Below are 24363 nucleotides of genomic sequence, written 5' to 3'. Positions count from 1 at the left end.
TGCCTGACGGCAAACGCCCAGCTACGCTTTGCCTGATAACGGCACCAGGACGGCGTGCCACGAGGCCTCACAGGCCTCAACTCAAGGAGGAGTCATGCGGGTCATCCTGATTGCCATCGGTTCGGCCGAAGACATTTTCCCCTTCATCGGCCTGGCCAATGCGCTGCACCTGCGCGGCCATCGCGCGACCCTGTGCAGCCTGCCGGCATTCAAGGCCACGATCGAACAGTACGGGCTGGAATTCGAGCCGTTATCCCGGGAAACCACCGGCGACACGCCCCGCCTCCAACGCTCGAAAAGCGCTTTGGCGGTGCAGTGGAATACGTTCTCCAGCCTGCTCGAGCCGACCTTTGACTACATCGCAGCGCGGCGCCACGAGGACATCGTGGTGGTGGGCTCGTTTTGGGCGCTGGGCGCACGTGTTGCCCAGGAAAAATTCGGCATTGCCTACCTTTCGGTACAGATTTCACCGTTCTTGCGCGAGATCCACCGGCTGGCGCTGGACCAGCTCTGCGCCCCACGGCTCAACGCCCTACGAGCCAGAAAGGGCCTGGACGGGACGGTCCAGCACGTGATCAGTCAATGGATGCATTCGCCGGAGGGCGTGATCAGCCTCTGTCCCGAGTGGTTCGCACCGAGGCTGGTCGACGCGCCGGCAACGCTGTGCAAGGCCTGCGAAAAGGCCGTTGCGGCCATCGAGCACTGTCATCAGCGAAGCAAAAGTCGCCTGAACAGGCATTCGAAGGGGACGATCAACCGGGGCAGCCCCGATTGATCGCCCGCTGTTTCAGGCGGTGAGCGAGTAGATCAACGCCGAAATGGCCACCAGGCCCACCAGCGTCACGAAGACGTTGGAGGCTTGGCCACGGTAACGAGCCATGGCCGGCACCTTGCGGATCGCATACATCGGCATCAGGAACAGGATCGCCGCGATGATCGGGCCACCGAGGGTTTCGATCATGCCGAGAATGCTCGGGTTCAGGGTCGCGACGATCCAGCAGACCACCAGCATGAACGCGGCGGTCAGACGGTCCAGGGTCTTCGGCGCCGGGCGTTTGCCGCTCTTGACGATCAGGCCCTTCAAGCCTTCGCTGGCGCCGATGTAGTGGCCCAGGAACGACTTGGAAATGGCCACGAAGGCAATCAACGGCGCCGCGAAGGCGATGGTCGGGTTGCTGAAATGGTTGGCCAGGTACGACAGGATCGACAGGTTCTGCGCCTTGGCCTCCGCCAGTTGCGCCGGCGAAAGAGTCAGCACGCAGCTGAAGACGAAGAACAGCACCATCACCACCATCAACACGTGGGCACGGGACAGGATCTGCGAGCTGCGCTCCTGGGCATGCACGCCGTAGCGACGCTTCTGGTCCACCGCGAACGCCGAAATGATCGGCGAGTGGTTGAACGAGAACACCATCACCGGAATCGCCAGCCACAAGGTGTGCAGCAGCGCCGACGACTCAGGCAGCGTGGACGCGGTGCTGAGGATGCCGCCATTCCAGTGAGGAATCAGGAACACCGCCAGGAACAGCAACGCGACGATGAACGGATACACCATCAGGCTCATGGCCTTGACGATCACTTGTTCACCGCAGCGCACCACCGCCAGCAGGCCGAGAATCAGCACGAACGACAGCACGGCGCGCGGTGGCGGCATGATGTGCAGTTGATGCTCGAGGAAACTGCCCACAGTGTTGGTCAGCGCCACGCTGTAGATCAGCAGGATCGGGAAGATCGCGAAGAAGTACAGCAACGTGATCAGCGCACCGGCCTTGATGCCGAAGTGTTCTTCCACCACTTCGGTGATGTCCGCGCCTTCACGGCCGGACAACACAAAGCGGGTCAGGCCACGGTGTGCGTAAAAGGTCATGGGGAACGCCAATACCGCCAGGATCAGCAACGGCCAGAAGCCGCCCAGCCCCGCGTTGATCGGCAAAAACAGGGTACCGGCCCCGATGGCCGTACCAAACAAGCCCAACATCCATGTGGTGTCATGGCGATTCCAGCTTGCAAGGCTCGCTGGTGTCGCCGTTACATAGCGTTCGCCGACGCTATTGGCCTGATCATTCATCCTGCTGGATCTCCGTTTTCCGGTCACTTGTCACCCGGTCAGGACGAGTCGGAAAAATCCGACAGGCAGCGCCCTGACCGAAACAGGGGCGCGATTGTCCGGGATTAATCAGCAGAAGCAAAGGCTTAGCTGAGCAACGGTTGTGCGGATCAGATGGGGTCGGCGCGGCGCGCTCTATGTAGTGTAAGCGCGCGCCGGATTTGGCATCGCTTGACGGGATGATTGGCACACCCTGCAAAGCCTCAATACATCACTTTTCGCATGATAATTGGCATCGCCATCAGATCACTCCGCCGAGGCTGGCGGAATCGGCCAATCCACTTGCAGCGGATAGCCCGGTTGCTTCTCTATACGACTCAAAGCGACGCTGTAGAGCTTCAAACTCAACAGGACAGCTTCTTCCTCTGCTGTGGCATCACCCAAGTCATGTGCGTATTGAAGCGGGGCAATCTTTACCCCTGCATCACGTAGTAAGAAATCCCGCTCAATACGCACTTCTGACGCTGCGGCTGCGAGCTGAGCCGCAGAGTCGAGTTGCCAGGCACCATCAAACCAGACGTAGTGGAGCCCTGGGCAAGGGGCATCAGTGTAGCCGTCAGGAAGCTCCCCCAGTCTGGTCCACTCCTCCGATCTACCTGAGTCGGTTCGGTAAACCATTCCCCGTCGATCTTCTACTTCTTGCGGCTTGTCTTCCACCAAAGCCCATGCATGCCCCGTTATGGGCACTGGTAGTATTTCGGACAGTTCCACAGCATTGCTTGGTCGCTGAGCACCCAAGCCAGGAATAGGAGGAAGCTCTATAGGCCCATTCAATGCGCCTGCTTGATCGATCAGATAAGTAAACATAAGACCTCAGATGATTTTGATTCGGCCAGGGTAGGCAATACTTCGTGGGCGAGTTTCAATACCGCCGTAGAGTTCTGAGCCTGGGAGTCCAGCGACGTCGGACCTGTTACCTCGGGCAATCTTCCCGGTGCCAAAAGCGGTAGGGTTGCTGGGCGAGTCAATGTTGTGACCGTGAGCCCTGAGCAAGTCGACAGCCCATGAGCCCGCGACCCGACCGGAATCGACACCACGGCCGTCATCAAGTACCCGAATGAATTCAGCCCGTCCTTCTGGCGCCCGGAATGTTGCGATGCCATCTCCGCTTGTCCAACCACCTTCCATCCCAACTCGGGCAGCTTCAGTGGTCAGCATCCCGGATTGCTGCCCGTGGTCCCAAAGCCAAGGCCATTCGGATCGCAAGTATTCGCGACTATTGAGCGGGCCATACCCGCCGGGGCTGAACGAAGTCGTAGTTTCAAATACTGGCCTACCAAGCGAGGTGCCATCGAATCGACCTACGGGCCACCATCCCCCATTACCATCGCTACGCAGATGCCACCAATCACCAGAGCCCATCAAAACCAAAAATGGATAACCTGCGGCGTTTAGATGCGTGTGGAACTTGATTTTGTCGGTTCCAGCTGCCTGCACGACTAGTCGGTTGGTGCTGTTATCTGTTCTTCTAACAATCACATCGACGACGCCCAACGCGGCTACCGAAGTCGGCAGCGTGATAGTGCGAGCAGCGGCATTTGCGTCAATCAACACCAACCCCATCTGTGCCGCAGTCAATGCGGTGTTAGCGGAAATGGATGTGATGCGGCTCATTGCGAGCAGTGCTGGCGGTCTGTGCTTGAGTACATCCCAATCAGCAGTATCCCCGGACAGCTTCTGAAGGGCCTGAAAAAGCTGCGAGTCGTTCGCAGGATCAAGTTCAACGCCTAGCCCTACGATGGCATTGATCAACTCTCGCTGAACGGTATTAAGCCATGCAGCCTTGACTAGGGTTGGCCCTACACCGGCTGCTGGATTACCTTCCCGGTACTCGCCATCTGCGTTTGCGGTGGGTGTGATATCTCCGATTTTTTGCATCAGTTGTCTCCGTAACCAAACAGCAAAATGGATTCGGCAGGCATCATTTGACGAAGCCGACACTCAAGGGCTTTATTCCCCCAAGTGGCCAGAGGGTCACCAGCCCCCATGATTCCCGCCTTGGCGTAGTTGACTGTTACGGCCGGAGCATTTACGCGCCAAGTGAAGGCCCAGTCACCGCCATAGAGAGGGTCACCGGCATGCAGAAGCCCCGCATAAGCCGGTCTAAAAGTAGTGATGGTGATGTCATAGCCCAAGCTCTTGGCCAGGTTTATAAAGAAGGGCTTGCTCTGGCCGCCGCGCCCTTGATATTTGCTGACGACGGCCTGCACCCGTTGACCGACCGACTGGGATACACCGAGCAGACATGGATCAGGCAAGGCAAGTACTCGCTCCCAATCCGCAAGACCTTCTCCGGTGTCCGGGAAAATGGCGTTGTAGACCGCGTCCGCCTTGGTATCGGTAAGGGTCAGAGCGTTGGCTTCCGCCTCAATCGTGGCTGAGAGAGTTGGAGCGGTGCCGTCGTAAGAAACAGGCGGCAGCAACAACTGGAGCTGGTCGGAAAGACTGGTCATTCCATTAGCCCCAGAGTGATGGTTCCGGGGCGAATCCAGCCAATCAGCGCCAGATCTTCGGACGCATTGACGTTGTTAACTGGCGTTGTCACAGAGCGGTCAATGACGCCTGCCAGGTTGTTGATCATCGCTTCGATTTGCGAGCGCTTGAGCATATCGCGGGGCTTCAAGGCGCCAAGCAACATGTCATAGGCTTTCTGTGCAGCGACCTGCACGTCGGCAAGAAGGTAACCCGATGCAAGTTCGACCAGGGCGGTGGAGTTGACGACGCGAATGGTCGGCACGTACACCCAGACGTCTGCGATGATTGAGCACTGGTTCGATACGTATTCCGAGCAGTTGGCAACCACCTCGACCGAAGGAAGGCCATCGTCCGAAGTAATGACAAGGTCGACCGTGCCTGCGCCGCGACGCTTTGGCAGTACCAGGACGTCCGTGACACCATCGACCTCTTTCGCCCACCGGGCATAGTCATAATCCGCGCCGCCTGCGGGCGGTTTCTGGAGGTCTTCTAGCAGCCTGGCCAGAAGCGATTCGACCGCCTCCTGATCTAAGCCCCCGGTGGTGGCCTCGACGAATGTCGCGGTGGAATCCATGCCAAGAGGCGGGCTGGTAATGACCAGGTCGCCGGTCAGATCATTCAAGGCACTGCCAAGTGTCTGCGCTTCGACCACGACCGTGGCGGTGCCGTCAGTGCCAAGTATCGCGCTGGATTGTGCTACGAACGATGCCCCGGTAACGACATGTGTCATGGTCGCGCCCACCAGCAGCTCGACGCCCGCTACGCCTTTTAGCGCGACTGGGCCAGTTGCTGCTACGGGGTCTTTGAGCGTTAAACCACGGTTTGCGGCTGCGTGGACAACTTCGTCATCGTCAGCGGTGTCCGGGAAGATTTGGCGGTACACCCAAGCCAGTTTTTGGTACAGCCCCTCAATGGCAGCGGCTACCGCTGCTGAGCGTATGTAGTGGTCACTGTCGGTGCCGATATCAGCCTCGGCCTGGAGGTTGCGAATGTCCCGCAGGATGTTGGCGAGAATGGTTTCCAGCGCCGGGGAGGTATAAGCCATGTCAAATGACCCTTACAGGTTGGCGGAACACCTGCGGATTGCCGGTGGCGTCGATGATTTCGATGTGCAGATCGAGCCAGCCGTTGTGGGGCTGCTCGGCGGTGATGGTGATCTTCTTGGCGCGACCGTCATCGAGCAGGCGCTGGAGTGCTTGCTCGGCGTACTGCTGGGCAAGTTTGCCAACCCGAGGGCGGTCTTTTTCGCGGCGAAGTTCGTGCAGGCGGGAGCCCAATGTGGGATCAGCCCACCAGGTTCCGAGGGGAGTCATGAGGCGGATGTAGACGGCGTTTGCCAGCGTAAAAATACGCTGGCCCGTCAAGTCGCCTGTAGTTGGGTTTATGCCTGCGTCCATAGTCAGGCATGGTGCAGCGCTATGTGCCTGGAGTGTATTTCAGGGAGGTTTAAGGTTTTGCCTTACCTACCCCATGCCTCGCTTTCAGGTGAGGCCTTGCAAACCAAATCAGTCATCGTTCAATGCAGTCAATTCGATGCTTGCTGGCTTGATGTACTGTTTGCCGTTGCCAGATTTCGAGATGGTGCCAAACACCAACATGTGCGAACCGTCCAGCTCGCCGACAGCGATCTTGTGGCGACTCAAGAAAGGTTTTACTGACTCAGGATCAATCACAATGCTAACAACCTCCCGGTCGCCGGTGTTTATCCATAAAGAATCGTCGTAACCGGTGCCAGTGTCATAGATAACGCCCCAAAATCCATACAGCGTCTGTGACCGGCATTTACTGACATCAGAAAAGTTAACGAACAAATCACGCGCTGGCCAGGCACCCCGCCCTGGCAGCTCTACATAAATATCTGAGGTGCGGAAGGCTGCGGAGTAAATCAGATTTTTGAGCAGCGGGCGTAATCGACGATGCGAAACGGCGTTTTGACGAGCGCCTGTCCCGGTAAATCTTCCACCGCTACTTCCTGCCCCACCCTTGCCGCCAGGCTCGCCATTAACAATTTGTCCGCCACCTTGAGCCTCGTCGATGACAATACGGGTTCCCGGATTGTGCAAAATATCCTGCTCACCACCACTCCCGACACCACGAACAGACTCTGGTGTTGCCAGAGGGCAGTTAGCGTGCGGTCTCGCGCCAAAACATGGACCTTGACCACTCTTAGCTTCCTTACGGAAATAGGCAGTCGTTTTACACCTGACACAAACAAGATACCGGCGGTACTGGGCTCGCTGCATATCGGGAAGTGCAGCAAATTGGGGGCCTGTATATTCAGTGCTGTTTAAAGTGCAGAAAGCGGTATCCATATGGGAAATCTCTTAATTTGGATCCAAATTAATACCAGAAACTCATTGCGCTGGCGATGGCTTGGGGCCACCACCATGGTCGTGTTGATTGTAGAGATCACGATCTGCCTCCATGGTCCGCGTATGGTCGGCAATCTCGCCGTTAGCCTTGATACTGCCGTCGACGCGCTGATCGCCGCTCATCTCAACCAACGGCGTCTCAAACCGCACCTTCACCCCGGCCTTGACCACCAGCGTATCGGTCACGATCTCAACCACCCGGCCGCGCTTCAAATGCACGTAATCGCCCTCGTCGGTGTAGATCGACACTTCGCCGTCCTGGAGCGCGATTCGGTAGCGGCCGTCTTCGCTGGCGGCGACGATGGCGTGTTTGCTATTACCGCCCACGGGAATGACCAAGTATTCGGCGCCAGGCTGTGGCGCTGAGCTGAACCCGTAGTGCTGGAATAGCTCCGCCGACACTGACTCCCCTGAAAGCCCCTCGACCTCAACTCCGATCAGCTTGCCGTGAGTGTTGCGGGCCGCAACAGCACGAAAAGGCAGGCGAACATTCGCCAGCACCCTGCCGACTTGCTCACGTATCAAGCGCCCCATGTTGCTCATCAGAGCCCCTTAATCATTTCGATAAAGGCCGCGTCTTTATTGACCTTGCCTTTATGTTTCTTCTGCTTGTTACCGTCCAAAATCCACATCTTGTCTTCGCGTAAACGCAACTCGGTGATAGCGCCCTCGCCACGGGACAGGCGCAATGTGCGGGCCATCAGGAAGAACGTGCCGTCCAGTTCGTGGGGCTGACTGCGGACGATGACGCGCTGTCCAGGACTCCAGACCTGACCGTTATCGGCTCGGTGGCCCTGGACGATGGCGCGGATTTCGAAACCTTCCAGTCGACTATCGGCCAGCAGCTTGCGGGCGCGGGTGGTGGCCATGTCCTGGTTCTCGCTGGCGCTATCAATGATCACCTTCGGCCGGAAGATTCCGCGACGGGCCAGGGTCTCGTCCTGGATGACCGAACGCAGGTGCGAGCGCTTGGTGTCGAGGCCGTCGTTATCATACTGGCCGTGCTGGCCGAGGACGGTGATCTGGCTGTAACGATTGGCGATGGAGCGACGCACGCTCAGGCGTTGCACGTTGTTGCCTACACCGTCCTCGCGCAGGACCAACGTGCCCACGGGCGGTGCGTTGTAGTCCGGCCCGCCGATGATCAGACGGCCGTCCGGCTCGACCCATGGCCACAAGCCGTTGGCCTCGGCCACCTGGAGCAACGCTTCCCAGGCGGTCTGGCCGGGTTCGATCTGGATGCGGCGACGGGTCTTGGCCTGGTCGGCAGGGATTTCGACCTGAAAGATGCCCAGCGGCTTTACCACCTGGTCTAGGATTTGCGCCAGTGAGGCTTCGCGCATCGACACGAATGGGGCCGAACAGTCGACCAGGAGCGCCGCACGGTCTCGTCCGTTGATCCGCATCGAAATTCCCTGGCGCGAGATATCGTGTTCAAACTCGTCGATTTGGCCGGTTAGCACGCGGTCACTGCCCAGGGTCAGCGAGCAAGGCGCCCCCTCTTGCAGCACGGCAGGCAGTTGCGTGGAGTGCTTGGTGTATAGCTCCAGTTCAAACGCATCGGCGGGTGTCAGCAGGTCGGACTCTATCGACCAGCCGTCCCAGGCCTCATGGGCCAGGCCACCGATGGACAGACGGATCGGTGCCGTCTGGATGTCATTCTGCATAAGCACGCAATACCTTACCGGCCGGGATGTTGTGGGGTGTTTTCAGGTCTGGATTGAGCCGGATCAGTTCGAGGGCGCGGGAGTGATCGCCATACCAGCGGTGCGCCAACAGGCGAAGACTGGCCGGGGTTTCAACCCTGCGCTCGATCATGGGAGGGCTTTGCAAAATGACCTGACGGGCGCGGGCCTGGATCAACGCGGCGGTGTTGCGCAGTGCTTCGATGATCGGCCGGGATGTCTCCACGTCGTAGAGTCGGCGCTGGAGCAGGATGGCTGACTGCACCAGCGAGCGCACCAGGTTAACCAGGCCTTCCAGCTCCAATGGGCTCAGCGTCGGTTTCTGGCCTTCGTCTTCGATGACGATGGCCACCGCTTGGGCGTGTGCCGCCGCCAGCTCGGTGATGACCAACACCACCAGGGCAAACCCACTCGCCGCCACCGGATCTTCAGGCATGCCGTCCGGCAACAGGTCGGCGTTCGGTGCCACGCCTTGGCGGGCACTGATCAAAAACGTATTGCCTGCCCGAGCTGCTTCGGTGGTCAGACTGGCGCTGCCGGGGACCGTGGCCGGGACGCCGGACATGGACAGCAAGGCGGTCGGCTTTTCGGGCGTGCTGCCTTGAATGGCGCTGCGGATCTGCGTCGGGGTGCGAAACAGGTCGGTCAGTGGATCGAAGGCCGCAGAAGGATGTTTGGCCATGGACGCCACGCCGGAGACTACGCCGAGGATCTGCGAGCGCAGCTGCTGCACGCGCAGGAAAATGCCAGGCAAGCCCAGGGCTTTTTCGATCAGGCCGACCCAGCCACCACCAATCCACGCTTGAATCTCGCTGACCAGGGAGTCGATGCGGCCGAACAGATCGAACACGCCGTCCTGCCAGGTGTATTCGTCCTCCACGTCGGTCACGCCGACATCAACGAACTCAAACTGACGGGCAAAGAATGGCAGCTCCGGGGTGTCTTCCAGAAACAGCAGGCTGACCGTCGCTGAGTCGGGATTGTCAGCGTTGTGCTTGGCCTCCCAAGTCTGAGTGACGACGCTGAGGCTGCCATAAATCGGGTGGATCAGTTCACCTGACCCCGGCGTATCCACCGCCAGGAGGATGTTTTGCAACTCCAGCTCGTAGTTGACGCCGAACACGACGACTTGCATCTGGAACCGACGGGCACCACGTCCCAGATCGACGACGCTGTCGCCGTCCTTAAAGGGTGTGCCATGTTCAGCCGTTGCTCGTTGGGCCTGTAGGCTTTCCTCGACGACCTGGAGTGGTACACCTCGGAAGGAGGCATCCAGCAGGGTTTCCGCCCAGCTCATTGGCCACGCCTCACTTGCAGGTCTGTGCGGCGCTCGACCTCAGCCTGGATCATGCGCGAGTCCATGCGCAACTCAATGACCAAAGGTTGATCCAGCAGTCGTTGCAGGCGCGCACTGGCGGCTTGAGTCTCAGCTCCGGCCCCCACGGCGCGGTTGGCAACACCCGCTGCCCAGGCATTGGCGCCTTCTACGGAGTTGCCCGAGGCGGTCAAACCGGTTTGTTGATGCGCCAGGCGCTGGGCCTGAGTCGATAGCCAATCTTGCGGTTTGTCAGGGTTCTGACCGGCCAAGGCAATGCGGTTGCTATAGAACGCTGACTGATAGGTGCGCTGGCCATCGTCCAAAAGCTTGTTCCTGGGAACCATGGCTAGACGGTCTTCGTCCGTGTTTTGACCGGTAGACCCACTGATCTGACTGGCACTTGCAGCCAGAGCAACAGGTGCCAGCCATGGCGTGACAAAGCCACCTGGCTTGCCTTTGCCGGAAGAAGACGAACCGGGAAGATCGGGCACACCGGGACCGCCAAGGTTCATTCCGCCACCTGGCCAGTTGGTAACGAACACCGATGTGATGCCGGTCGCTTCTTCCAGCACCTTGCCCACGGCGATGTTTCTCAAGGTCTCGGGGCCGCCCATGAACTTGTTGAGTAACGCCCCTGCACCAGCTTTGGCACCGCGTCCGGCGTAGTAACCGCCAACGCCCAGCGCTGCACCACCGGCCAGCATCTGCTCGCCGGACAGGTTTAAGTCATCGAGCAAGTAGGTGCCGAGGTCAGCAAACCCCTTGTTCAGCGGCGTCGCCATACGATCTATGGCCTGACCGAGAGTGGCTTTCATTCGGGCAGCGGTCCCGCTGGCACTCTGGGTATTTTCTTTTAAGTCCTGACCGATAACCGGACCCGCGCCAGCAATCTCTTTGGACTGCTCTGCAAAAGTGCTGAGTCGGCCACCGCTCAACATGATGCGCATTCCTCGGACCGTGTCTTGGTCCATTCCTTTGAACACGGTGCCCATAAACTTGGCGCGTTTTTCGTCCGTATCCATTTTGTCGTACTTACGCTTCAGATCACCGAATACGTCCTGCGGATTGCGCGAACTACCGTCTTTATTGAAGAATTTAACGCCGCTAGTTTTTTGAACCTGGTCGCGATACTGCTTGGTGCTGAACACCCGCAAAGTAGATTCGGCCAATGTTCCCAATCGGTCAGGCTGCATCTCAACGGTGGACAGTGTTTCGGTAAAAGCCAAGGCCTGGGCCATCGACATGCCTGCGGCGGAAGCAGCGCCGCCGATCTTCGGGAAGAGGTCCGCAAGGTTTTCAAGTTCAGCGTTACCCAGGCGTCCCGCAACGGTCATCTTTTGCAGCAAGTCCAGCGCGGCGCCTTCTTTGTTCAGGTCAATGTTGAAGGCACTCGCGCCTGCAACAACAGCCTTGCCCAAAATTGCCGAGTCCGCACCGGTCACAGCTGTCGCTTGCCCAATGGCATCGGCCGTTTTCTTAGCAGGTTCATACTTCACACCGGACGCGATCAGGGTGTTGAAGCCACTGTCTACAGCCTCGCGACCGATCCCGTAATCTTTGGCGATTCTGAAACCTTCCTCCTTCCATTCGTCCTTTTGCCCAGGTGTCATACCCGCCGTCTGTTTGGTACGAATCAACTGGCGATCTAGTCGGGCGCTGCCGGTCAAACCGGATACGACACCAAGCCCAACACCCAAACCAGCCAATTGCCCCTGAGCACTACCGCCCAAACCTTTGAGCCGGTCAAACTCCTGACGCACGCCCATGGCAATGGTCTTCAAGGCGCGCAGATGGCGCCCGCTGTTCTGGGCCATGCGGCGGAAGGACGATTCGGTTCTTTCCACGCTCTGGCGCAATGGCTGTACACCTTGCCGATCAGCGTTGATCAGTTCGGTCTTGGCATCCCGCGCTGCTTTGCGAGCGGCGGTGGCCATCGCCTTCAACTCGGCAGAGGTCTTGGTGACCTCGATCCGCGTGTCGGAGCCAGCCTTCGCCGTTTCGCGCATGGCGTTGCGGATGACTTTGTAACTGACCGCTCCAGCCTGGCCGACCTTGGTAATGGCGGTGCCAGCCTTCCAGCTCTCATCGGCCAGAGACTTGGCGCCTTCCTTGCCGGCTTTACGCAGGTCGCGATTGATCTGCTCGATCTCGCGTCGGCTGTTACCCGAATGGGCCTGAATACGAAGCGCGACGCGCAGGTCGGAACTCATCAGATACTCCTGGTAGTGATGCAGGCAATGGGCGGTTTACTTCGGCTTCGGCAATGGCTTGCGAATCCGATTGCTGACATAGCGCGTGGTTTTGGGCTTGCCGATGATCAGATCGATGCGAGCATCGATCTCGGCACGGGTCATCCGACGCAGTTCGTCTAGTCGGTAACCGTGTCGGATGAAGGCGTGTTCGATACGTCGCCAGTCGGCGTTGCCGCGCTCGGCGGCGCGAGCTTTTTTTCCAGCGCCGCGTCGGCGTCCGCGATGACGGCCAAGTCGGTTTCGGCCAGATTCTCGCGCAGCAGCTCGATGGTCAGCGCCTCGGGCGGGATGTCCCCCAAGGACAGCAACTGGCGGCGATACACTTCCAATGTGACCAACTGAAATGGTCCATCGGGGTGCAGCTCTTGAGCGGCTACCAAGTCGCCCGCCATACCAACGCGAAGGGTAAAGTTCTTGTGACGCAGGCCGGAGTAATACACGCCGATGCGCAACTCGCCGGTGATGGTCAGGCCGTCCCACTGTTTGTTCGTTTGCTCGATCATTGCGTCATTCCTTGTAGTTGTTCAGGGCTGCGATGGTCAGATCCCGGACGGCTTCACCTTCAAGCTGATACTTGGTGCCCATCTCCAACAGCGAGCAGCCCGTCCAGGTTTCACGCTGGCCACCACCGTCTTGGGGATAAACGGTGATCTTCGCGTCAATCAGAGCCCGCCAGTCCGGTTCGCCGGTTTTGGGAATTGCCACCGAAACTTTCAGGTCGTGTTCTTCAATACCTTTGGCCGTGCCGGTAGCTCGACCAGTGCGGTTCATGGTCTTGACGACCTTGCGTCCGGTTTTGAGGCTCGGCTCAAGGCTGATCACCTCATAATCCGTGCCGTTGATCTCCAGGACGATTTGTCCCACATAGCTGTCAGTCATCTAAAGTCACCTCTTACAGGAGCAGGTCGATGCGACCGGCGAATACGTGAAGGCCGTTAACTACGTCGGCTGGAATGGAAGAGTTGAGGCGGTTCACGTCCTGAAGCGAGCGCTCGACCACCAAGCCATCTGCGTTGGCTTCGACCTCTTCGATGATCTCCAGCTCTTCAAGCTTATTGAGCACATCGAGCAGCTCACCACGGACTGCCGCAGGAGTTTTGGAAGAAAGCTTGGAGCGAGGGAAGCGCAGACGGATGCGAGTTCGGCACGCAACGCGCACGTAATAAAGTGTGCGAATGGTGGTCAGGTCGAGCAACGACACATCCGTCGCCCCAGCCGCCGACTTGGTGTAGGTGGTGACTGCGCGGACGATCTGAATCACGTCGCCTGCTGCTACTTCCAACGGCGTAACGCCGTTTCTGAGCGCGGTTTCCTGCTCGGTACGGCCGAGACGCTTGGTGATCTCCGGCACCTGGATTCCAGTAAGCTCCAAAGTGTTGAAGGGACGGGCCGGATCTTCTTGGGAGGCAATCACTGCCGCATAGGCCGCAGCCACTTGTCGAGCGGTCGAGGCAGTACCCGGCAGAACGGCCAGAGTGATAGCACCCGCATTCAACGACGCCGCCAAGGTGGTAGCGGCTGACAAGGTGCTGGTGAGTGCTGCTACACCGATGATGCTCTGTTGTTCGATTGAATCCGTGTAGGTCTTGATGTGCGTACGCAGCGCCGTCAGTGCGGTTTGGCTAAACCAGGCTGGCACCAAAATGGTGTAGCCGCCCAAGGCGGTGGCATCCAGTGCAGCGGTGATGTCGGGCTCCGCTTCACCTTGCATCACCACGCCAACCGCCGAAATAGCGACATAGCGATAGGCTTTAATCGCAGCGGCAGCCATCTCTTCAGCCACTGGGCCAAACAGCTTCCCGGCTTCTGTCGCGCTGTAGAACTGGGTAGGCACGTTGGCACTGACGGTAGCGTCTTCCCCCAGCGGGACAATCAGACAGATACTCTGATCGTTGGTCGGCAGCGTTCGTACCGCCAAGCTGGTGTTGAACTCGAAATAGGCCCCTGGCTTACGGATAGAAGCCGGGATGGTGTCAAATTCGATAGTCATTTATCGGCCCCTTTTGCAGACTTTTTGGCACCGCTATCCGGCTGCTCAGCAGACGGCGATTCGACGAGAAGAACCTCGGCGGACTCCGGTTCGGCAGGCAACAGCTCGCCCGAAGCGATACGACGGCGATAATAGGAAGTGCTCGGCACGTCGACCACGTCGGCTCCGATGTGCTTATCAACCTCTAACTCCATGGGCACCCGTAGACCGGGCGCGGCTACAACGCGCATTACACGTCCCTCAAATTGATTGTGTCGTTGGCCACCGGCTCTGGGTTGTCCGATGGGCTGTGGTACTGCATGTCGATACCGACCAAATCCGGTAGATCCAGCTCCGGCTTTTGCCAGTCCAATTCGATGACGAATGACTGTCCCAGGACAGACAGGTGGTCACTCGCCAACTTGCCGTTGACCAGGTTGGAAAGCTCGGTCGGTCTGATGGAGGCGCGATCTTCCCAGGGCTGCCAGTCCACCAGTTGGTGCATGCAAGCCTCCCACAGGTCGTAGCTGCCGATGTCCTTCGGGCCGCTACCGCGCCGGGTTTCTCGTTCACCACGAGGGTGACGTGTGGCAATGACCAGGCGAAAGGTGATCGGCACCGTGTAACGGCCCTGACTGCGACGCTGGAACGTCACTTTGGGCACCATCACCAGAATGGCCGGGCAGCGTTTGATCAACCCGGACACAAGGTCCGGGTCGCTCAGTTCACCGCCGTAGCTTTCCACGGCCAGGCGCGGGATCTTGTCCGCCAGTTCCTTGAGGCGCGCCTCGATCAAATCTTCCAGTTCGCCCAGCATCACAAGTCCCTCAAAGTGCGGCGGTCCATCAATCGAGGCTGACTGGTAAGCTGCATGCCTGACCGGCCAGCCTCGGCCGCGCCGCGCTCCTTGTCTTCCTTGGCGAGGGTTTCCAAGCGCTTGAGCACATCCTTGTAGAGCACACGTACCGTCGATTCTTCCTTACCGGCATCGTCGTACAGGTGATAACGGGCGATCTCGGCCAGGTCATCCGTCACCCATTCCGGGGCATCCTCTCCGGCCGGGCGGAAACGCAAGTAGAACGAAACCTCACTGCGCGCCCTGGTCACGGCGTCGGCGATCCTGGCCAACGTCGCAACAGCAGTCGCCACCTCTTCTGGCTGCCAATCATCCATGGGCTCGCCTGCCGCAGCGGCTACCAGCAGAGCAGGATCAATGGTGCGCTCGGTGTCCGGCACCGCGACCTCGGTAATATCACGGGCACCAAAGCGGACCAGGAGCTGGCTGGCGGACGGCAGTGAGAGGTTCATTTACCTTCGTCCTCGGCCTTAGTTGCTTTGGGTTTGCTGGGTTTTGCGGGAGGTTTCGCGGCCTGCGCTTTGGCCGTTTCACGTGCCAGCTCTTCCTGGTGGGCCTCTTCCCATAGAGCGTCATAGGAATCAATGCCGTCCTCTTTCGGTTGCTCTTTGTCCGGCGCGATCACAGGTGCGCTTGGAGCAAGTCCCGAACCATCAGATCCTGGCTCACTGTTGCCCACGAGCGGGGCGACGGGCAGAACCACTGCATCACCCAGAGTTGGAGTGCTTGCTTCAGGCGCTTGCGACTGGGCGTTTTGTGCGGTGTCGGACGCTTTCGATAGATCGACTTCCTGGAGGTTTTCATCGCGACTGTCCTGTACCTGGTCGAATTCATCCTCCTCATAGGCGAGGATCAACTGAGGCTCTTTTGCCAGAGCCCGCAACTGCGCTTCCGAGAAGAAATCATCCGGGTAGCGTGACGCCGTACTGGGGTGGGCGATGCCACAACGGCGGAAACCGTCATGTTTCGAGGTGATCACAATGGTCATGACGCCCCCTTAACTCAGCCAGGCCGGTGCGAGTACTTCGGCTGTGCCTGCCCATTCGTTGCCGTTGTCCGCATCCTTGACCAGGATCTTGCGGGCAGCGCCTTCCAGTTGAGAGGGCACGACCAGGAGGCCGGGGTTAATACCCAGAGGGCGACCGCCGTCAGCTTGGAAGTCCTTCATGGCAGCACGGGCCAGGCCGTAGTTCTCGGCAGTAAGTGGTGCTTTCGAGCAGTAGGCGAACTGCCAGAAGCCGAAGCCGACGTTCACACGGGCATCAACGCCATAGCGGAATTCGTCGCGCATGAAGACGCTTTCATCGTCCATGCTGGTCATCGCTTTCAGATCGTAATTGCGACGGTTCTGGAAAATGATGGGCTTGAGGGCGCGACTGACATCGAGCAGATACCACGCAGGGCCTACACCGTCCTGATAGTTGCTGACGGACACCGCCGCGCCAGTTGCGTCGGTCGACGGGTAAACCGGATGGTCCGTGTCGAAGAAGTACTGGCCGTCGTAACAAGTCGTGGTTAAGCCTGCTTTCAGTAACGCGAACACCAGCTCGTCCGGGTGCGCACTCGAAGCACGCCCCATTTCGGCAAACAGCGGTTTGTAAACGCCGATCTCGTCGTCTTCGATGGCATCGCGTGGGACACCCACCGACGACTCAAACTTCTTGTTGGTGATGGAGTAACCATGCGCCGCCATGTTCTTGAGAACACGGTCGCCGATCCACTCACGGAACGTCGGAAACTGCCCCAGCCAGCCATAGGTGTTGCTGGCGGACGACGACGGAACAGGCGTTGCGATACGCTTCCAGTCGGTCGGTGTCGTGGCCTGGGCGTTTTGGAACTCGGCCTTGTACGCAGTAAACAGCGCGTTCAAGACACTGGCGTTAATGATCATGAATCACTTCCTTTATATAGAGGGGAGTTACGCCTTGCCCTTGATGAATTCCGCTTCGCTCAAGCCCATCAGCTTGGCGACCTGTTGCTCTTCAGAGTTGAGCGCGGTGACGGTGTTGTCGGGCTTGCGCTCGCTCAGGTTGGAGGGATTGGCAACGACTGGTGCCGCATCGACGAAAGCCTTGAAGCGCGTCAGGCCGGCTTCGTCCTGGCACATGGCGCGGTGATATTCCACTGTTGCCGGCGTGATCTTCCCGGCCTGAGTGGCCGAGGTGATCACCGCATCGACAGCCTTGGTGTGCTCAGCCTTTTTGAACTCATTCAGGGCTTGTTCCGCGTTGGTTGCGCGGGCTTCCAGCGCGTTGTAGTCCGCACGTGGGACGAAGCGGTCCAGGTTGGCCGACTCGTTGTTGAGTGCTTGGGCGGTGGATTTGAGTTTTTCGGTGGTGGCCGTCAGGAATTGTTCTTCGGTTGCCGTGTCAGGCAGCCCCACAAGTTTTAAAAGCTCTGGCGAGGGTTTCACAGGGACGTTCTCCATTTGCTCTTGGTTGAGCGCTGTCATGAGGAAGTTGGGAATGTTGGTCAGGGCTGCGCTGACCAGGCGCACGATGCGTGTGGTCTCGATGTCGTAATCGAATACGGGGGAAAGGAAGCGGTACTCCTTGTTTTCAACCTGGAGTTCGCCGCGAGGCGTCCACTCGACCTGGCCCCACAAAGCGCCGTTACGAGTGTCCAGTTGTTTGATCCAGGCACCGGCCGGTGCGTCTTCACCATATGGGGCGCGGCGCTGGGTGGAATGCTCCCAGTCGATAGGCAGTTCGATTGCCCGACTGGCGAAGCTGGATTGCACCGACTGATAGGCGAAGTCGTCGAACAGCCAGGCGCGGCCATCACGGCCAACGACGTTTGGACCGGCAGGAATAAGTTCTACCCACTCGGGCGCTTTCCCATCGGAAAGCTCGACGGAGCTGTAGATTTCTGAATTAAGGGCGAGTTGTGTTTTCATGACCCCAGTGTGTGCGGGTCATGAAGGAAAAGTAATTTCAGGGAGGTTTAAGGTTTTCTATGGAAGACTTACGAGCAGATCTGAAACAGAAGCATCCAAAACACTCCATGATGTTCTACATGTAGCGCCATCAAAACTAGTCTTTGTCATAACCGCTTGCCAAGGATGCACAACATTTCGGGCGTCTCTTAGGGCATGGCTGAACTTTCCGCGATCTGTTTTGAGCCAGCCAATTTCCGTAGCCACATCTATCAAACTGTTCAAAGTCCAATCCTGTAGCGGTAATGGCTTTCCAGTCCGGTCTTTAGGGCTTCGGGATGATTGATAAGCTGTTGAAACACTAAGCTGAGCTCTCGCCAATAACAAACCTTCAAGAATCCCGCCCATCATTATGATGGCTGAAGTGAATGCATCGACATGTATGCACTTCTGAGTTTCACGCCATCGGTTTTCAATCTCCTCTTTTAAACCAGGAATCACCATCGTCAATTTCGAAAAGTCAGGTGGCGGATGGATGAGTTTCTTGGGTTTGGCAAACGCGCCAGTTTCTGCAAATTTGATAGCGCTCTTCGTATAGTTCGCTAAAGCCTCAAGCCTAATTCTTCTGCTGTTGGCTTGAAAATCCAGATCGTTCTCCATGCTTTCAAGAAATGACGGGGGGAGTCCGTCTACGCCTGAAAGAATCATTTTCACTTCGCGAACCTTGGCATCGACCTCCCGCAAGCCAGAAAAATCATCTGTCCGAACCCCTGTCCCAGACGGGTATTGGATATCTCTTAATACCCCCTCCAGCAGTTGCTTAGCTTGTACTGCTTGCATCCTCGTCTCCAAATGATCTGCGCAGATACCGCGTGCCGTCTCTGCCAATAGTAGCGGCTCGCTATGAATTCACCATGGAAGCCGATCTAACGCCTGTCTAACGGTGCTTTACTATCGCGCTGGGGCGATGCAGTGAGGTTGATGTATATCGTTCGTTCAGCGGGCTTTTGGGCGGTCAACCCGATAAAGGCATCAGAAGGTAATCTTGAATGATGGCCAGGAGCTCTACATCGTCCTCTGCCGACAGCCCCAGATAAGGCCTGGCCTTGATCTCGGTGTCATGCGCACCACGGGTAACCCACTGGGCAAAGTTGGATTTGCTCTTCTTCACAAAGCGATTGCCGACTGAACCTTCTTTACCCTGACGGAAGTAAACCTGCTGCGACCTGGCCGCATGCTCGACCTTGCCGCCGTCCTGGTGGATGGCTCCGTATGGGCGGTCTGTGCCGAAGGCCAGTTCATTGCCGCTAACACTGTGGCGCATGGTGTCCTGGAGCGTGCCTTTGTTGCGAAGAATGCGGCCGCCTTTCTTGCGGGCCAACGTTGAGGGCGCCAGCGGCGCCCAGGGCGAACCATCGGGTGCGACCTGTTTAATAAAGCGGTCATCGGTGGACTGATGCAGGTATTCGGCAATGTCGTTGAGCGGTGTTGTTAGGTCGCCCAAGCGCTCGGACAGTTCGCCCAGGGCTTTGCCAATGGTGGTTGTATCGATGACAACATCCAGCATCGCACCGGCCATGGTTCTCTCCTATTCAGTGCGTTGGTAAAGGCGGACACCCAGGCGCAAGGCCTCAAGGTACTGCTCGCTGTCGTCAACAAAGCCGGTTGCCCCCGTCCAGCCATCGGCGCCTTGGTCGAACACAGCCACGGCCGGGGCGGCCTTGCCCTCCACCTGAACGTGCGCCAGGTAGCGGCGCCGGAGTACGGCCTTGCCCAAGTCTGGATGCCATTCCAGGCGTGCCCAGATCTCGTCGGGTGTCTTGATGGCTTCGGCCAGCAAGGGCAGTTCGCGTGCTTTGAGTTGCTGGGCCAGTGCTATCGTGCCGGTTTTCGCATCGGTGAACATCTCGCGGCCGACTACCAGGGTGTCGCCGGTCACGTCACGGAACACGGCCGGGGCGGCATCGGTGGCGCCAAATTCGCCCAGGAACTGCGTCACCGCTTTCGAAGCCGGTACTTTGGCCGGGAGCAAACGCTTTGCCAGAACGGGTCGAGGTGACGGTAGAGGGCCGGTAGGTTGGCGGTTGGGCAGACCCGTTGCCGGTACGGGGACTGGCGCTGCTGACGGAGCTGGCAGAGGATCACGGGCGCGCAGCTGGGGCACGGAATTCGCCAGTCGTGATTGACCTGGTGCATATTCAAACCCCGGATCAATACCTTTGGGCACGCGAACGGTGCGCGGGCCGTTGGGACTGTTCTTGCCGATAACACGATCTTCCCACTCAATAGCGGGCGCTGGGCCAATCGTCAGGCCCTGACGTTCTACATCCCTGGCCGAGAGCATGAATTTCTTGCACTTGCAGCCCCAGCCACATGAAGGCGAATGAGTTGTCCACCATGCGTCGTCAAGCGGTAAGGTGGTGCCGTTCCATGCCAGATGCATAGGGCGCGGGTGCGCACTGTCGCCATGGCGGTACACGCCATAGGGGCGGCGTTTACGCAACTCCGGGTCGGCCATCTGCGCTTCGCGACCAGCATTGTAGGACTGGCGCAGGTTGGTTTCCAAAATGACATTAGTGCGCCAGCCACGTTCGCCCCGATACTGCCAGCCATGTTTGCCGATGACCTGATCGAAATCCTTGCGGAACTGTTCCAGGGTTGTGCCGTTGGCGATGGACTTCTCAACTGCACCACGCAGGTCGCTCAGCAGATCGCGCTTGACCGCGCCGGCCACGACGAAGGCATAGTCGTGATCGGTGGTATAGATGTCCGCCCAGGAGCTGGTCGGCAAATTGACTTTGTCACGGAAGAAGTCAATTTGTTCTTTGAATGGGAGTGATCCATGAGAGGCGGACATTTAACTTTGTATCCTTTTGTCCTAGTGAGATATTGTCGTCGAGCCAACAAACTTAATGGAGTGCTTCAACATGGAAAAAAAACCGAATCAGATAGTTGATTTCTTGGCTGACATTGAAAACATTGCTGAGAGCTATGTGCTGGTACGAGAGGTCAGGCTTTTTCTTGAAGTTGGTCATGATTTTTGGAATCCAGAGATCAGAATCAAAATCTGGCTGGGCGATAGCCCCAGCGATGAGCCGTACTTCTATACTCTGAGTCATAACGTTCATACGCCAACTCAAGCAGGCCCCTATAGACCTTCACGGACTTGTGCTGCAACAGAGGAAGAAGCACTCAGGGACGCGATTAGCGCTACTCGTTCTTTCCTTGTAGGAGCAATACAACAAGGTCATGAGCCGCAAGACTCGTGGATGATCCCGAACAGCGACTATTGATCGTATTTACAACCCTCGCAAGATGTCATCTCGCCCAGCCAGGCTGGCGGCCGCTAGCCCATCGGCAATAGCATCCGCCAACTGGCTGGTGGTCATGGCCGGATAGGTTTCAATCAACCGATCCCGAAACTCTTCCAGGCTGTTGACTGAGTCGAGCAGCTCCTTGATCTGCTCGACCATGTCATCCAGGTGCCCCCCCACCGTCCGCTCCATCGTCCGCACCTGGTTATCCACGATGTCCGGCTGCACTACGGGTTTCACACGTACCTGCTCGCTATTGGTCGCCTGTGCCAGCGCCGGAGTGGCAACGGGCGCAGGGATGCCCAGCAGCTCGGCACCCTCGGCGGGAGCGGGAATATTGAGCTTGTCGCGTATCACCGACTGTTCAACCTTCAACCCCAGCGGCACCAGCTCCTTGAGCGCTTCTATCAGGATCTTGGTATTTTCAGGCTTGGGAACGTCAATGATCAGCCGCGGATATGGCCGACCTGGTGCAAAGTTCAGATCGCACCACGGCCGCACAAAGTATCGGTTCAGGGTGTTGGATTCGGCCTTGGCATCGGCTTGCAGCAGGTCGAGGCGAACTTCGTTATGAATCGTGGCCTGGGCCTGGCTGGAGCCGTCGTCGGTGGACATGGTCTGACCGACCACGGCTTTACTGACCTGCTTGTCCCACCACTCGGCCAGGCCTTTGAAGAAGTCCCCAGCGCCGGTGACATTGGCGGCCTGGGTGAAGTCGATACGCATGCTGTCCGGGATCACCGCCGCCGCATCGCTGCCCAGATTGGCCACCGCCGACATGAGGGTGGCGATATCGTCCTTGCTGGCCCCCGGTCCATAACGGCCCACACGCATGGGCATGCCGAAGATGTCGGCAAAGCCCATCCAGTCCTTCCAGGTCCAGGCCTTGCACATGTAGCCCACGGCCGCGAGACGCGCCAGACCGCCCCGAATCGGCAGACCCGAACGGATGCGCGGCAAGTGAACGATGAACTTGTATGGCGCCAAGGCCACGCCGTTCACCGGGTCGGCCTCATCGAGCAGGCGCAGCTCCCGGCTGGTGTCGCGGTCGAACTGGAAGAATCGCTGATCGCGGGGCTCAAAGCGCTCCGGGTTCCAGGTCTTGCCGCTGCGGTCCCACATGATTTCGGAGACGGCGTAGCCCTTGCCCATAGCATCGGTTAGGTCGGCTTGCAGTTCACCGAACTCAGGGGAGTCCACAATCTCTTTGAGTTGATCGGCACGGCGCACATCTTCGGCGTCATCGCTGGCAGCTTCGACCCGGATGGACAGACCCGATATCGCCAGCTTGCGGGTGCCCAGCACTGAGGCATAGTGCAGGTCGCGTTCTTCCATTTCCTCGGCAAGCGTCAGGTAATCATGGGCTGAACCCTCGGCAGCGGCTTGCAGGATATTGGCAAGGCGACCGGGCGTCAGCCCGCTGGCCACCGACTGGTGCCAAACCTGGCGAATGCCGGTGGTGCGGGCAGCGGCCAGTTCTTCTGTGAGTTTGTCGTATTGGATCGGTCGACCGTACTGGTCGACGATGCGGGAGTCAGCCATTACCAAATGCCTTTCTGGGTGCGCCAACCCGCACCTAGCTTGATCTCGCGATCCTGCTGGGCGGCGGGTTGGACTCGGTGAAATTCGAATATTTCGGTTTCCTGCCGGGAGGCGTAATCGGCCAATACGGCCGCGATACCGGCGTCGCCGTGGCGCTTCGGCCCGGACTTTTCGCCTTTCTCGTTGGTCCGTTTTTCCGGGATGCGGGCCACGCCCTTGACCATACGGAAGGCGCGCACATCGCTGACCACGTCCTTGTCGGCCGGGATGTCGTAAAAAGTGTCGTCTTCCAAGGAGGCTTTGAAGGACGGCATGTTGTCGCGATACCAGCCCTCGGTCAGCATCACCCGCTCGATGCGGTTGAAGCCGTACTCAATGGCGGTTTCCTCCGAGAGCTGGGAGCCGTTGCCTCTAGCGTCGTCTGCGCCTTTGAGGAAGTTGGGCAGACGGTCGAGTATGTAGAACTTGATCTGACGCTGTTGCTTGAATGGCACGTTGCGTAGCTCGACCACGAAGGGCGTGCGCTTGCGCAGGTTCTGTTCCTTGAGCAGCGGCCAGATGACCGAGAGGTCACCGGAGCGAGCGAAGTCCATGCCGTAATAGCTTTGGACATCCAGCGGGATAGCCTCAAGCAGCGGCTTCAGATGCTCTTCGCACCACTCCAGCGACTCAGCCAGGCGCAGGTGTTCGGGCATCGTCTCGTAGCCCTGCGGGTAGGCCAGACGCAATACCGGCACGTCGCGGCTACTGCGTTGCTCCACCAGGGCAAGACTGAGAAAGGCGCCACCGCCCTGGGACGGCACGCAGTCCAGTTCTTCTTCCGACGCATCGCCGTAAAAGTCATAGACGTCCTGGACCCAGGCGGCTTCCTCTTCGGGTTTGTATTCGATGCCCTTGCGCAGGCAGACCCGCTGATAAAGCCCATCCTCGACCGCGTCACGGAACGGGCAACGGAACAACGCTCCCTTGCGTTTACCAGCACGGATATCGTTGATCAATTCGTTGAAGGCGTTTTCAGTGCCATCATGGGTGCTGATCACATGGACTTCACCGCCCCAGATCAGCAGGGCCAGTGCGGCTTTCAGCAGCTCGGCCAAGTCCTGATGGAACGCGGCTTCATCGATCACGACTACACCCTGACGACCCCGTAGGTTGGACGGGCGGCTGGTTAGCGCGACGATGCGGTGTCCGCTGGGGAAGCCGATGGTGTAGGTCTTGATGTGCTTGTCGGGGTCGCTATCGGGCCAGATTCCTTCCTCGATTTCCTCCGCTGCGTAGTTGTAGGCACGCGCCCACATAGCGCAAGCCTGGATGTACTCGACTGTCATGTCTTGGTTGTATCCAAGGTAGTAAACAGTCTGGCCACCGGCGGGTTTCTCAGCCGCAGCCACTAGAACATTGTCGGCAGCTTCCGCCCAGGTGAGACCAATCCGGCGCGACTTCTCCCCAACTTTGAGAGGCGCACGGATGCCGATCCACTCTTTTTGGTAATCCAACAGGACCGCAGGCGCAACCAAGCTGGCAGTACTGTCCAAGATAAGGGGCAGACTCATGCCGGTCGCCTGCCGATGCTAAACTCTCTGTGCCAAATAACGCGT

General features: G+C 58.5%; 27 protein-coding genes. 2 read left to right on the top strand and 25 right to left on the bottom strand.

Features of this window, described 5'->3' with window-relative positions:
• Positions 1-94 precede the first annotated feature (94 nt).
• Positions 95-775, top strand: coding sequence for a glycosyltransferase (locus AACY49_RS13280; RefSeq protein ID WP_339524277.1), 681 nt, complete (start codon positions 95-97; stop codon positions 773-775).
• A gap of 12 nt (positions 776-787) precedes the next feature.
• On the opposite strand, the gene AACY49_RS13275 is transcribed toward AACY49_RS13280, so the two are convergent.
• The 23 genes from AACY49_RS13275 to AACY49_RS13165 form a co-directional block, all read right to left on the bottom strand.
• Positions 788-2068, bottom strand: a complete 1281-nt coding sequence (locus AACY49_RS13275; RefSeq protein ID WP_339524275.1) for a serine/threonine transporter — start codon at positions 2066-2068, stop codon at positions 788-790.
• 285 nt (positions 2069-2353) lie between these two features.
• Complete coding sequence (locus tag AACY49_RS13270; RefSeq protein ID WP_320391732.1) at positions 2354-2914, bottom strand: tail fiber assembly protein; 561 nt, start codon at positions 2912-2914, stop codon at positions 2354-2356.
• A 6-nt stretch (positions 2915-2920) separates the two neighbouring features.
• Entirely contained in the window at positions 2921-3985 is a 1065-nt protein-coding gene (locus AACY49_RS13265; RefSeq protein ID WP_339524272.1) for a phage tail protein, read from the bottom strand.
• On the bottom strand, positions 3985-4560 hold the full coding sequence (locus AACY49_RS13260) for a YmfQ family protein (protein ID WP_339524270.1): 576 nt from the start codon (positions 4558-4560) through the stop codon (positions 3985-3987). Before AACY49_RS13260 ends, AACY49_RS13265 begins: the two co-directional genes overlap by 1 nt.
• A complete protein-coding gene (locus tag AACY49_RS13255; protein ID WP_339524268.1) occupies positions 4557-5627 on the bottom strand; it encodes a baseplate J/gp47 family protein in 1071 nt (356 codons plus the stop codon). Before AACY49_RS13255 ends, AACY49_RS13260 begins: the two co-directional genes overlap by 4 nt.
• A 1-nt stretch (position 5628) precedes the next feature.
• A complete protein-coding gene (locus AACY49_RS13250) occupies positions 5629-5946 on the bottom strand; it encodes a phage GP46 family protein (protein WP_339524266.1) in 318 nt (105 codons plus the stop codon).
• 141 nt (positions 5947-6087) lie between these two features.
• Entirely contained in the window at positions 6088-6894 is an 807-nt protein-coding gene (locus tag AACY49_RS13245; RefSeq protein ID WP_339524264.1) for a hypothetical protein, read from the bottom strand.
• Between the two features lie 42 nt (positions 6895-6936).
• On the bottom strand, positions 6937-7497 hold the full coding sequence (locus tag AACY49_RS13240) for a phage baseplate assembly protein domain-containing protein (protein WP_339524262.1): 561 nt from the start codon (positions 7495-7497) through the stop codon (positions 6937-6939).
• Complete coding sequence (locus AACY49_RS13235; protein WP_339524260.1) at positions 7497-8621, bottom strand: phage baseplate assembly protein; 1125 nt, start codon at positions 8619-8621, stop codon at positions 7497-7499. The genes AACY49_RS13240 and AACY49_RS13235 overlap by 1 nt, the downstream gene beginning before the upstream one ends.
• Entirely contained in the window at positions 8611-9936 is a 1326-nt protein-coding gene (locus tag AACY49_RS13230) for a DNA circularization protein (RefSeq protein ID WP_339524258.1), read from the bottom strand. The genes AACY49_RS13235 and AACY49_RS13230 overlap by 11 nt, the downstream gene beginning before the upstream one ends.
• Positions 9933-12167: a phage tail tape measure protein gene (locus AACY49_RS13225; protein WP_339524256.1), complete on the bottom strand. Its 2235-nt coding sequence runs from the start codon at positions 12165-12167 to the stop codon at positions 9933-9935. Before AACY49_RS13225 ends, AACY49_RS13230 begins: the two co-directional genes overlap by 4 nt.
• A 158-nt stretch (positions 12168-12325) precedes the next feature.
• Complete coding sequence (locus tag AACY49_RS13220) at positions 12326-12712, bottom strand: hypothetical protein (RefSeq protein WP_339524254.1); 387 nt, start codon at positions 12710-12712, stop codon at positions 12326-12328.
• Positions 12713-12716: 4 nt separating this feature from the next.
• Positions 12717-13088, bottom strand: coding sequence for a phage tail protein (locus AACY49_RS13215; RefSeq protein WP_339524252.1), 372 nt, complete (start codon positions 13086-13088; stop codon positions 12717-12719).
• A 13-nt stretch (positions 13089-13101) separates the two neighbouring features.
• Positions 13102-14199, bottom strand: a complete 1098-nt coding sequence (locus AACY49_RS13210; RefSeq protein WP_320391713.1) for a phage tail sheath C-terminal domain-containing protein — start codon at positions 14197-14199, stop codon at positions 13102-13104.
• Positions 14196-14429: a hypothetical protein gene (locus AACY49_RS13205; RefSeq protein WP_339524248.1), complete on the bottom strand. Its 234-nt coding sequence runs from the start codon at positions 14427-14429 to the stop codon at positions 14196-14198. Before AACY49_RS13205 ends, AACY49_RS13210 begins: the two co-directional genes overlap by 4 nt.
• Positions 14429-14995, bottom strand: a complete 567-nt coding sequence (locus AACY49_RS13200; protein WP_320391711.1) for a phage protein Gp37 — start codon at positions 14993-14995, stop codon at positions 14429-14431. The genes AACY49_RS13205 and AACY49_RS13200 overlap by 1 nt, the downstream gene beginning before the upstream one ends.
• Positions 14995-15486 (bottom strand): phage protein Gp36 family protein, encoded by a 492-nt coding sequence (locus tag AACY49_RS13195; protein WP_320391710.1) that lies wholly within the window; start codon positions 15484-15486, stop codon positions 14995-14997. The genes AACY49_RS13200 and AACY49_RS13195 overlap by 1 nt, the downstream gene beginning before the upstream one ends.
• Positions 15483-16022 (bottom strand): HI1506-related protein, encoded by a 540-nt coding sequence (locus tag AACY49_RS13190; RefSeq protein WP_339524244.1) that lies wholly within the window; start codon positions 16020-16022, stop codon positions 15483-15485. The genes AACY49_RS13195 and AACY49_RS13190 overlap by 4 nt, the downstream gene beginning before the upstream one ends.
• A 9-nt stretch (positions 16023-16031) precedes the next feature.
• Positions 16032-16925 carry a Mu-like prophage major head subunit gpT family protein gene (locus AACY49_RS13185; protein WP_339524242.1) on the bottom strand — a complete coding sequence of 298 codons (894 nt, stop codon included), beginning with the start codon at positions 16923-16925 and terminating at the stop codon, positions 16032-16034.
• A 27-nt stretch (positions 16926-16952) separates the two neighbouring features.
• Positions 16953-17930: a phage protease gene (locus tag AACY49_RS13180; protein ID WP_339524240.1), complete on the bottom strand. Its 978-nt coding sequence runs from the start codon at positions 17928-17930 to the stop codon at positions 16953-16955.
• Positions 17931-17987: 57 nt separating this feature from the next.
• Positions 17988-18749: a hypothetical protein gene (locus AACY49_RS13175; RefSeq protein WP_339524238.1), complete on the bottom strand. Its 762-nt coding sequence runs from the start codon at positions 18747-18749 to the stop codon at positions 17988-17990.
• A gap of 175 nt (positions 18750-18924) precedes the next feature.
• Complete coding sequence (locus AACY49_RS13170; protein WP_339524236.1) at positions 18925-19488, bottom strand: phage virion morphogenesis protein; 564 nt, start codon at positions 19486-19488, stop codon at positions 18925-18927.
• 9 nt (positions 19489-19497) lie between these two features.
• Positions 19498-20766, bottom strand: coding sequence for a PBECR2 nuclease fold domain-containing protein (locus AACY49_RS13165; protein WP_339524234.1), 1269 nt, complete (start codon positions 20764-20766; stop codon positions 19498-19500).
• 70 nt (positions 20767-20836) lie between these two features.
• On the opposite strand from AACY49_RS13165, the gene AACY49_RS13160 reads away from it, so the two are divergent.
• Positions 20837-21202, top strand: coding sequence for a hypothetical protein (locus tag AACY49_RS13160; RefSeq protein WP_339524232.1), 366 nt, complete (start codon positions 20837-20839; stop codon positions 21200-21202).
• 6 nt (positions 21203-21208) lie between these two features.
• On the opposite strand, the gene AACY49_RS13155 is transcribed toward AACY49_RS13160, so the two are convergent.
• Together AACY49_RS13155 and AACY49_RS13150 are read right to left on the bottom strand one after the other, a co-directional pair.
• Positions 21209-22765, bottom strand: coding sequence for a DUF935 domain-containing protein (locus tag AACY49_RS13155; protein WP_339524230.1), 1557 nt, complete (start codon positions 22763-22765; stop codon positions 21209-21211).
• Positions 22765-24318, bottom strand: a complete 1554-nt coding sequence (locus AACY49_RS13150) for a hypothetical protein (RefSeq protein ID WP_339524228.1) — start codon at positions 24316-24318, stop codon at positions 22765-22767. The genes AACY49_RS13155 and AACY49_RS13150 overlap by 1 nt, the downstream gene beginning before the upstream one ends.
• Positions 24319-24363 lie beyond the last annotated feature (45 nt).

Source organism: Pseudomonas sp. EL_65y_Pfl2_R96, assembly GCF_963970905.1.
In the GTDB taxonomy this organism is placed as follows: domain Bacteria; phylum Pseudomonadota; class Gammaproteobacteria; order Pseudomonadales; family Pseudomonadaceae; genus Aquipseudomonas.
This window is presented reverse-complemented; position numbering and strand designations above follow the sequence as displayed.

Bases quoted from the DNA above. Each gene is read 5' to 3' on its own strand.
- AACY49_RS13275 (WP_339524275.1), bottom strand. From the start codon at position 2,068: ATGAATGATCAGGCCAATAGCGTCGGCGAACGCTATGTAACGGCGACA.
- AACY49_RS13235 (WP_339524260.1), bottom strand. From the start codon at position 8,621: ATGCAGAATGACATCCAGACGGCACCGATCCGTCTGTCCATCGGTGGC.
- AACY49_RS13205 (WP_339524248.1), bottom strand. From the start codon at position 14,429: ATGCGCGTTGTAGCCGCGCCCGGTCTACGGGTGCCCATGGAGTTAGAG.
- AACY49_RS13155 (WP_339524230.1), bottom strand. From the start codon at position 22,765: ATGGCTGACTCCCGCATCGTCGACCAGTACGGTCGACCGATCCAATAC.
- AACY49_RS13245 (WP_339524264.1), bottom strand. From the start codon at position 6,894: ATGGATACCGCTTTCTGCACTTTAAACAGCACTGAATATACAGGCCCC.
- AACY49_RS13220 (WP_339524254.1), bottom strand. From the start codon at position 12,712: ATGATCGAGCAAACGAACAAACAGTGGGACGGCCTGACCATCACCGGC.
- AACY49_RS13255 (WP_339524268.1), bottom strand. From the start codon at position 5,627: ATGGCTTATACCTCCCCGGCGCTGGAAACCATTCTCGCCAACATCCTG.
- AACY49_RS13160 (WP_339524232.1), top strand. From the start codon at position 20,837: ATGGAAAAAAAACCGAATCAGATAGTTGATTTCTTGGCTGACATTGAA.
- AACY49_RS13170 (WP_339524236.1), bottom strand. From the start codon at position 19,488: ATGGCCGGTGCGATGCTGGATGTTGTCATCGATACAACCACCATTGGC.
- AACY49_RS13150 (WP_339524228.1), bottom strand. From the start codon at position 24,318: ATGAGTCTGCCCCTTATCTTGGACAGTACTGCCAGCTTGGTTGCGCCT.
- AACY49_RS13225 (WP_339524256.1), bottom strand. From the start codon at position 12,167: ATGAGTTCCGACCTGCGCGTCGCGCTTCGTATTCAGGCCCATTCGGGT.
- AACY49_RS13265 (WP_339524272.1), bottom strand. From the start codon at position 3,985: ATGCAAAAAATCGGAGATATCACACCCACCGCAAACGCAGATGGCGAG.
- AACY49_RS13180 (WP_339524240.1), bottom strand. From the start codon at position 17,930: ATGAAAACACAACTCGCCCTTAATTCAGAAATCTACAGCTCCGTCGAG.
- AACY49_RS13240 (WP_339524262.1), bottom strand. From the start codon at position 7,497: ATGAGCAACATGGGGCGCTTGATACGTGAGCAAGTCGGCAGGGTGCTG.
- AACY49_RS13175 (WP_339524238.1), bottom strand. From the start codon at position 18,749: ATGCAAGCAGTACAAGCTAAGCAACTGCTGGAGGGGGTATTAAGAGAT.
- AACY49_RS13190 (WP_339524244.1), bottom strand. From the start codon at position 16,022: ATGACCATTGTGATCACCTCGAAACATGACGGTTTCCGCCGTTGTGGC.
- AACY49_RS13230 (WP_339524258.1), bottom strand. From the start codon at position 9,936: ATGAGCTGGGCGGAAACCCTGCTGGATGCCTCCTTCCGAGGTGTACCA.
- AACY49_RS13195 (WP_320391710.1), bottom strand. From the start codon at position 15,486: ATGAACCTCTCACTGCCGTCCGCCAGCCAGCTCCTGGTCCGCTTTGGT.
- AACY49_RS13210 (WP_320391713.1), bottom strand. From the start codon at position 14,199: ATGACTATCGAATTTGACACCATCCCGGCTTCTATCCGTAAGCCAGGG.
- AACY49_RS13270 (WP_320391732.1), bottom strand. From the start codon at position 2,914: ATGTTTACTTATCTGATCGATCAAGCAGGCGCATTGAATGGGCCTATA.
- AACY49_RS13185 (WP_339524242.1), bottom strand. From the start codon at position 16,925: ATGATCATTAACGCCAGTGTCTTGAACGCGCTGTTTACTGCGTACAAG.
- AACY49_RS13260 (WP_339524270.1), bottom strand. From the start codon at position 4,560: ATGACCAGTCTTTCCGACCAGCTCCAGTTGTTGCTGCCGCCTGTTTCT.
- AACY49_RS13215 (WP_339524252.1), bottom strand. From the start codon at position 13,088: ATGACTGACAGCTATGTGGGACAAATCGTCCTGGAGATCAACGGCACG.
- AACY49_RS13165 (WP_339524234.1), bottom strand. From the start codon at position 20,766: ATGTCCGCCTCTCATGGATCACTCCCATTCAAAGAACAAATTGACTTC.
- AACY49_RS13200 (WP_320391711.1), bottom strand. From the start codon at position 14,995: ATGCTGGGCGAACTGGAAGATTTGATCGAGGCGCGCCTCAAGGAACTG.
- AACY49_RS13280 (WP_339524277.1), top strand. From the start codon at position 95: ATGCGGGTCATCCTGATTGCCATCGGTTCGGCCGAAGACATTTTCCCC.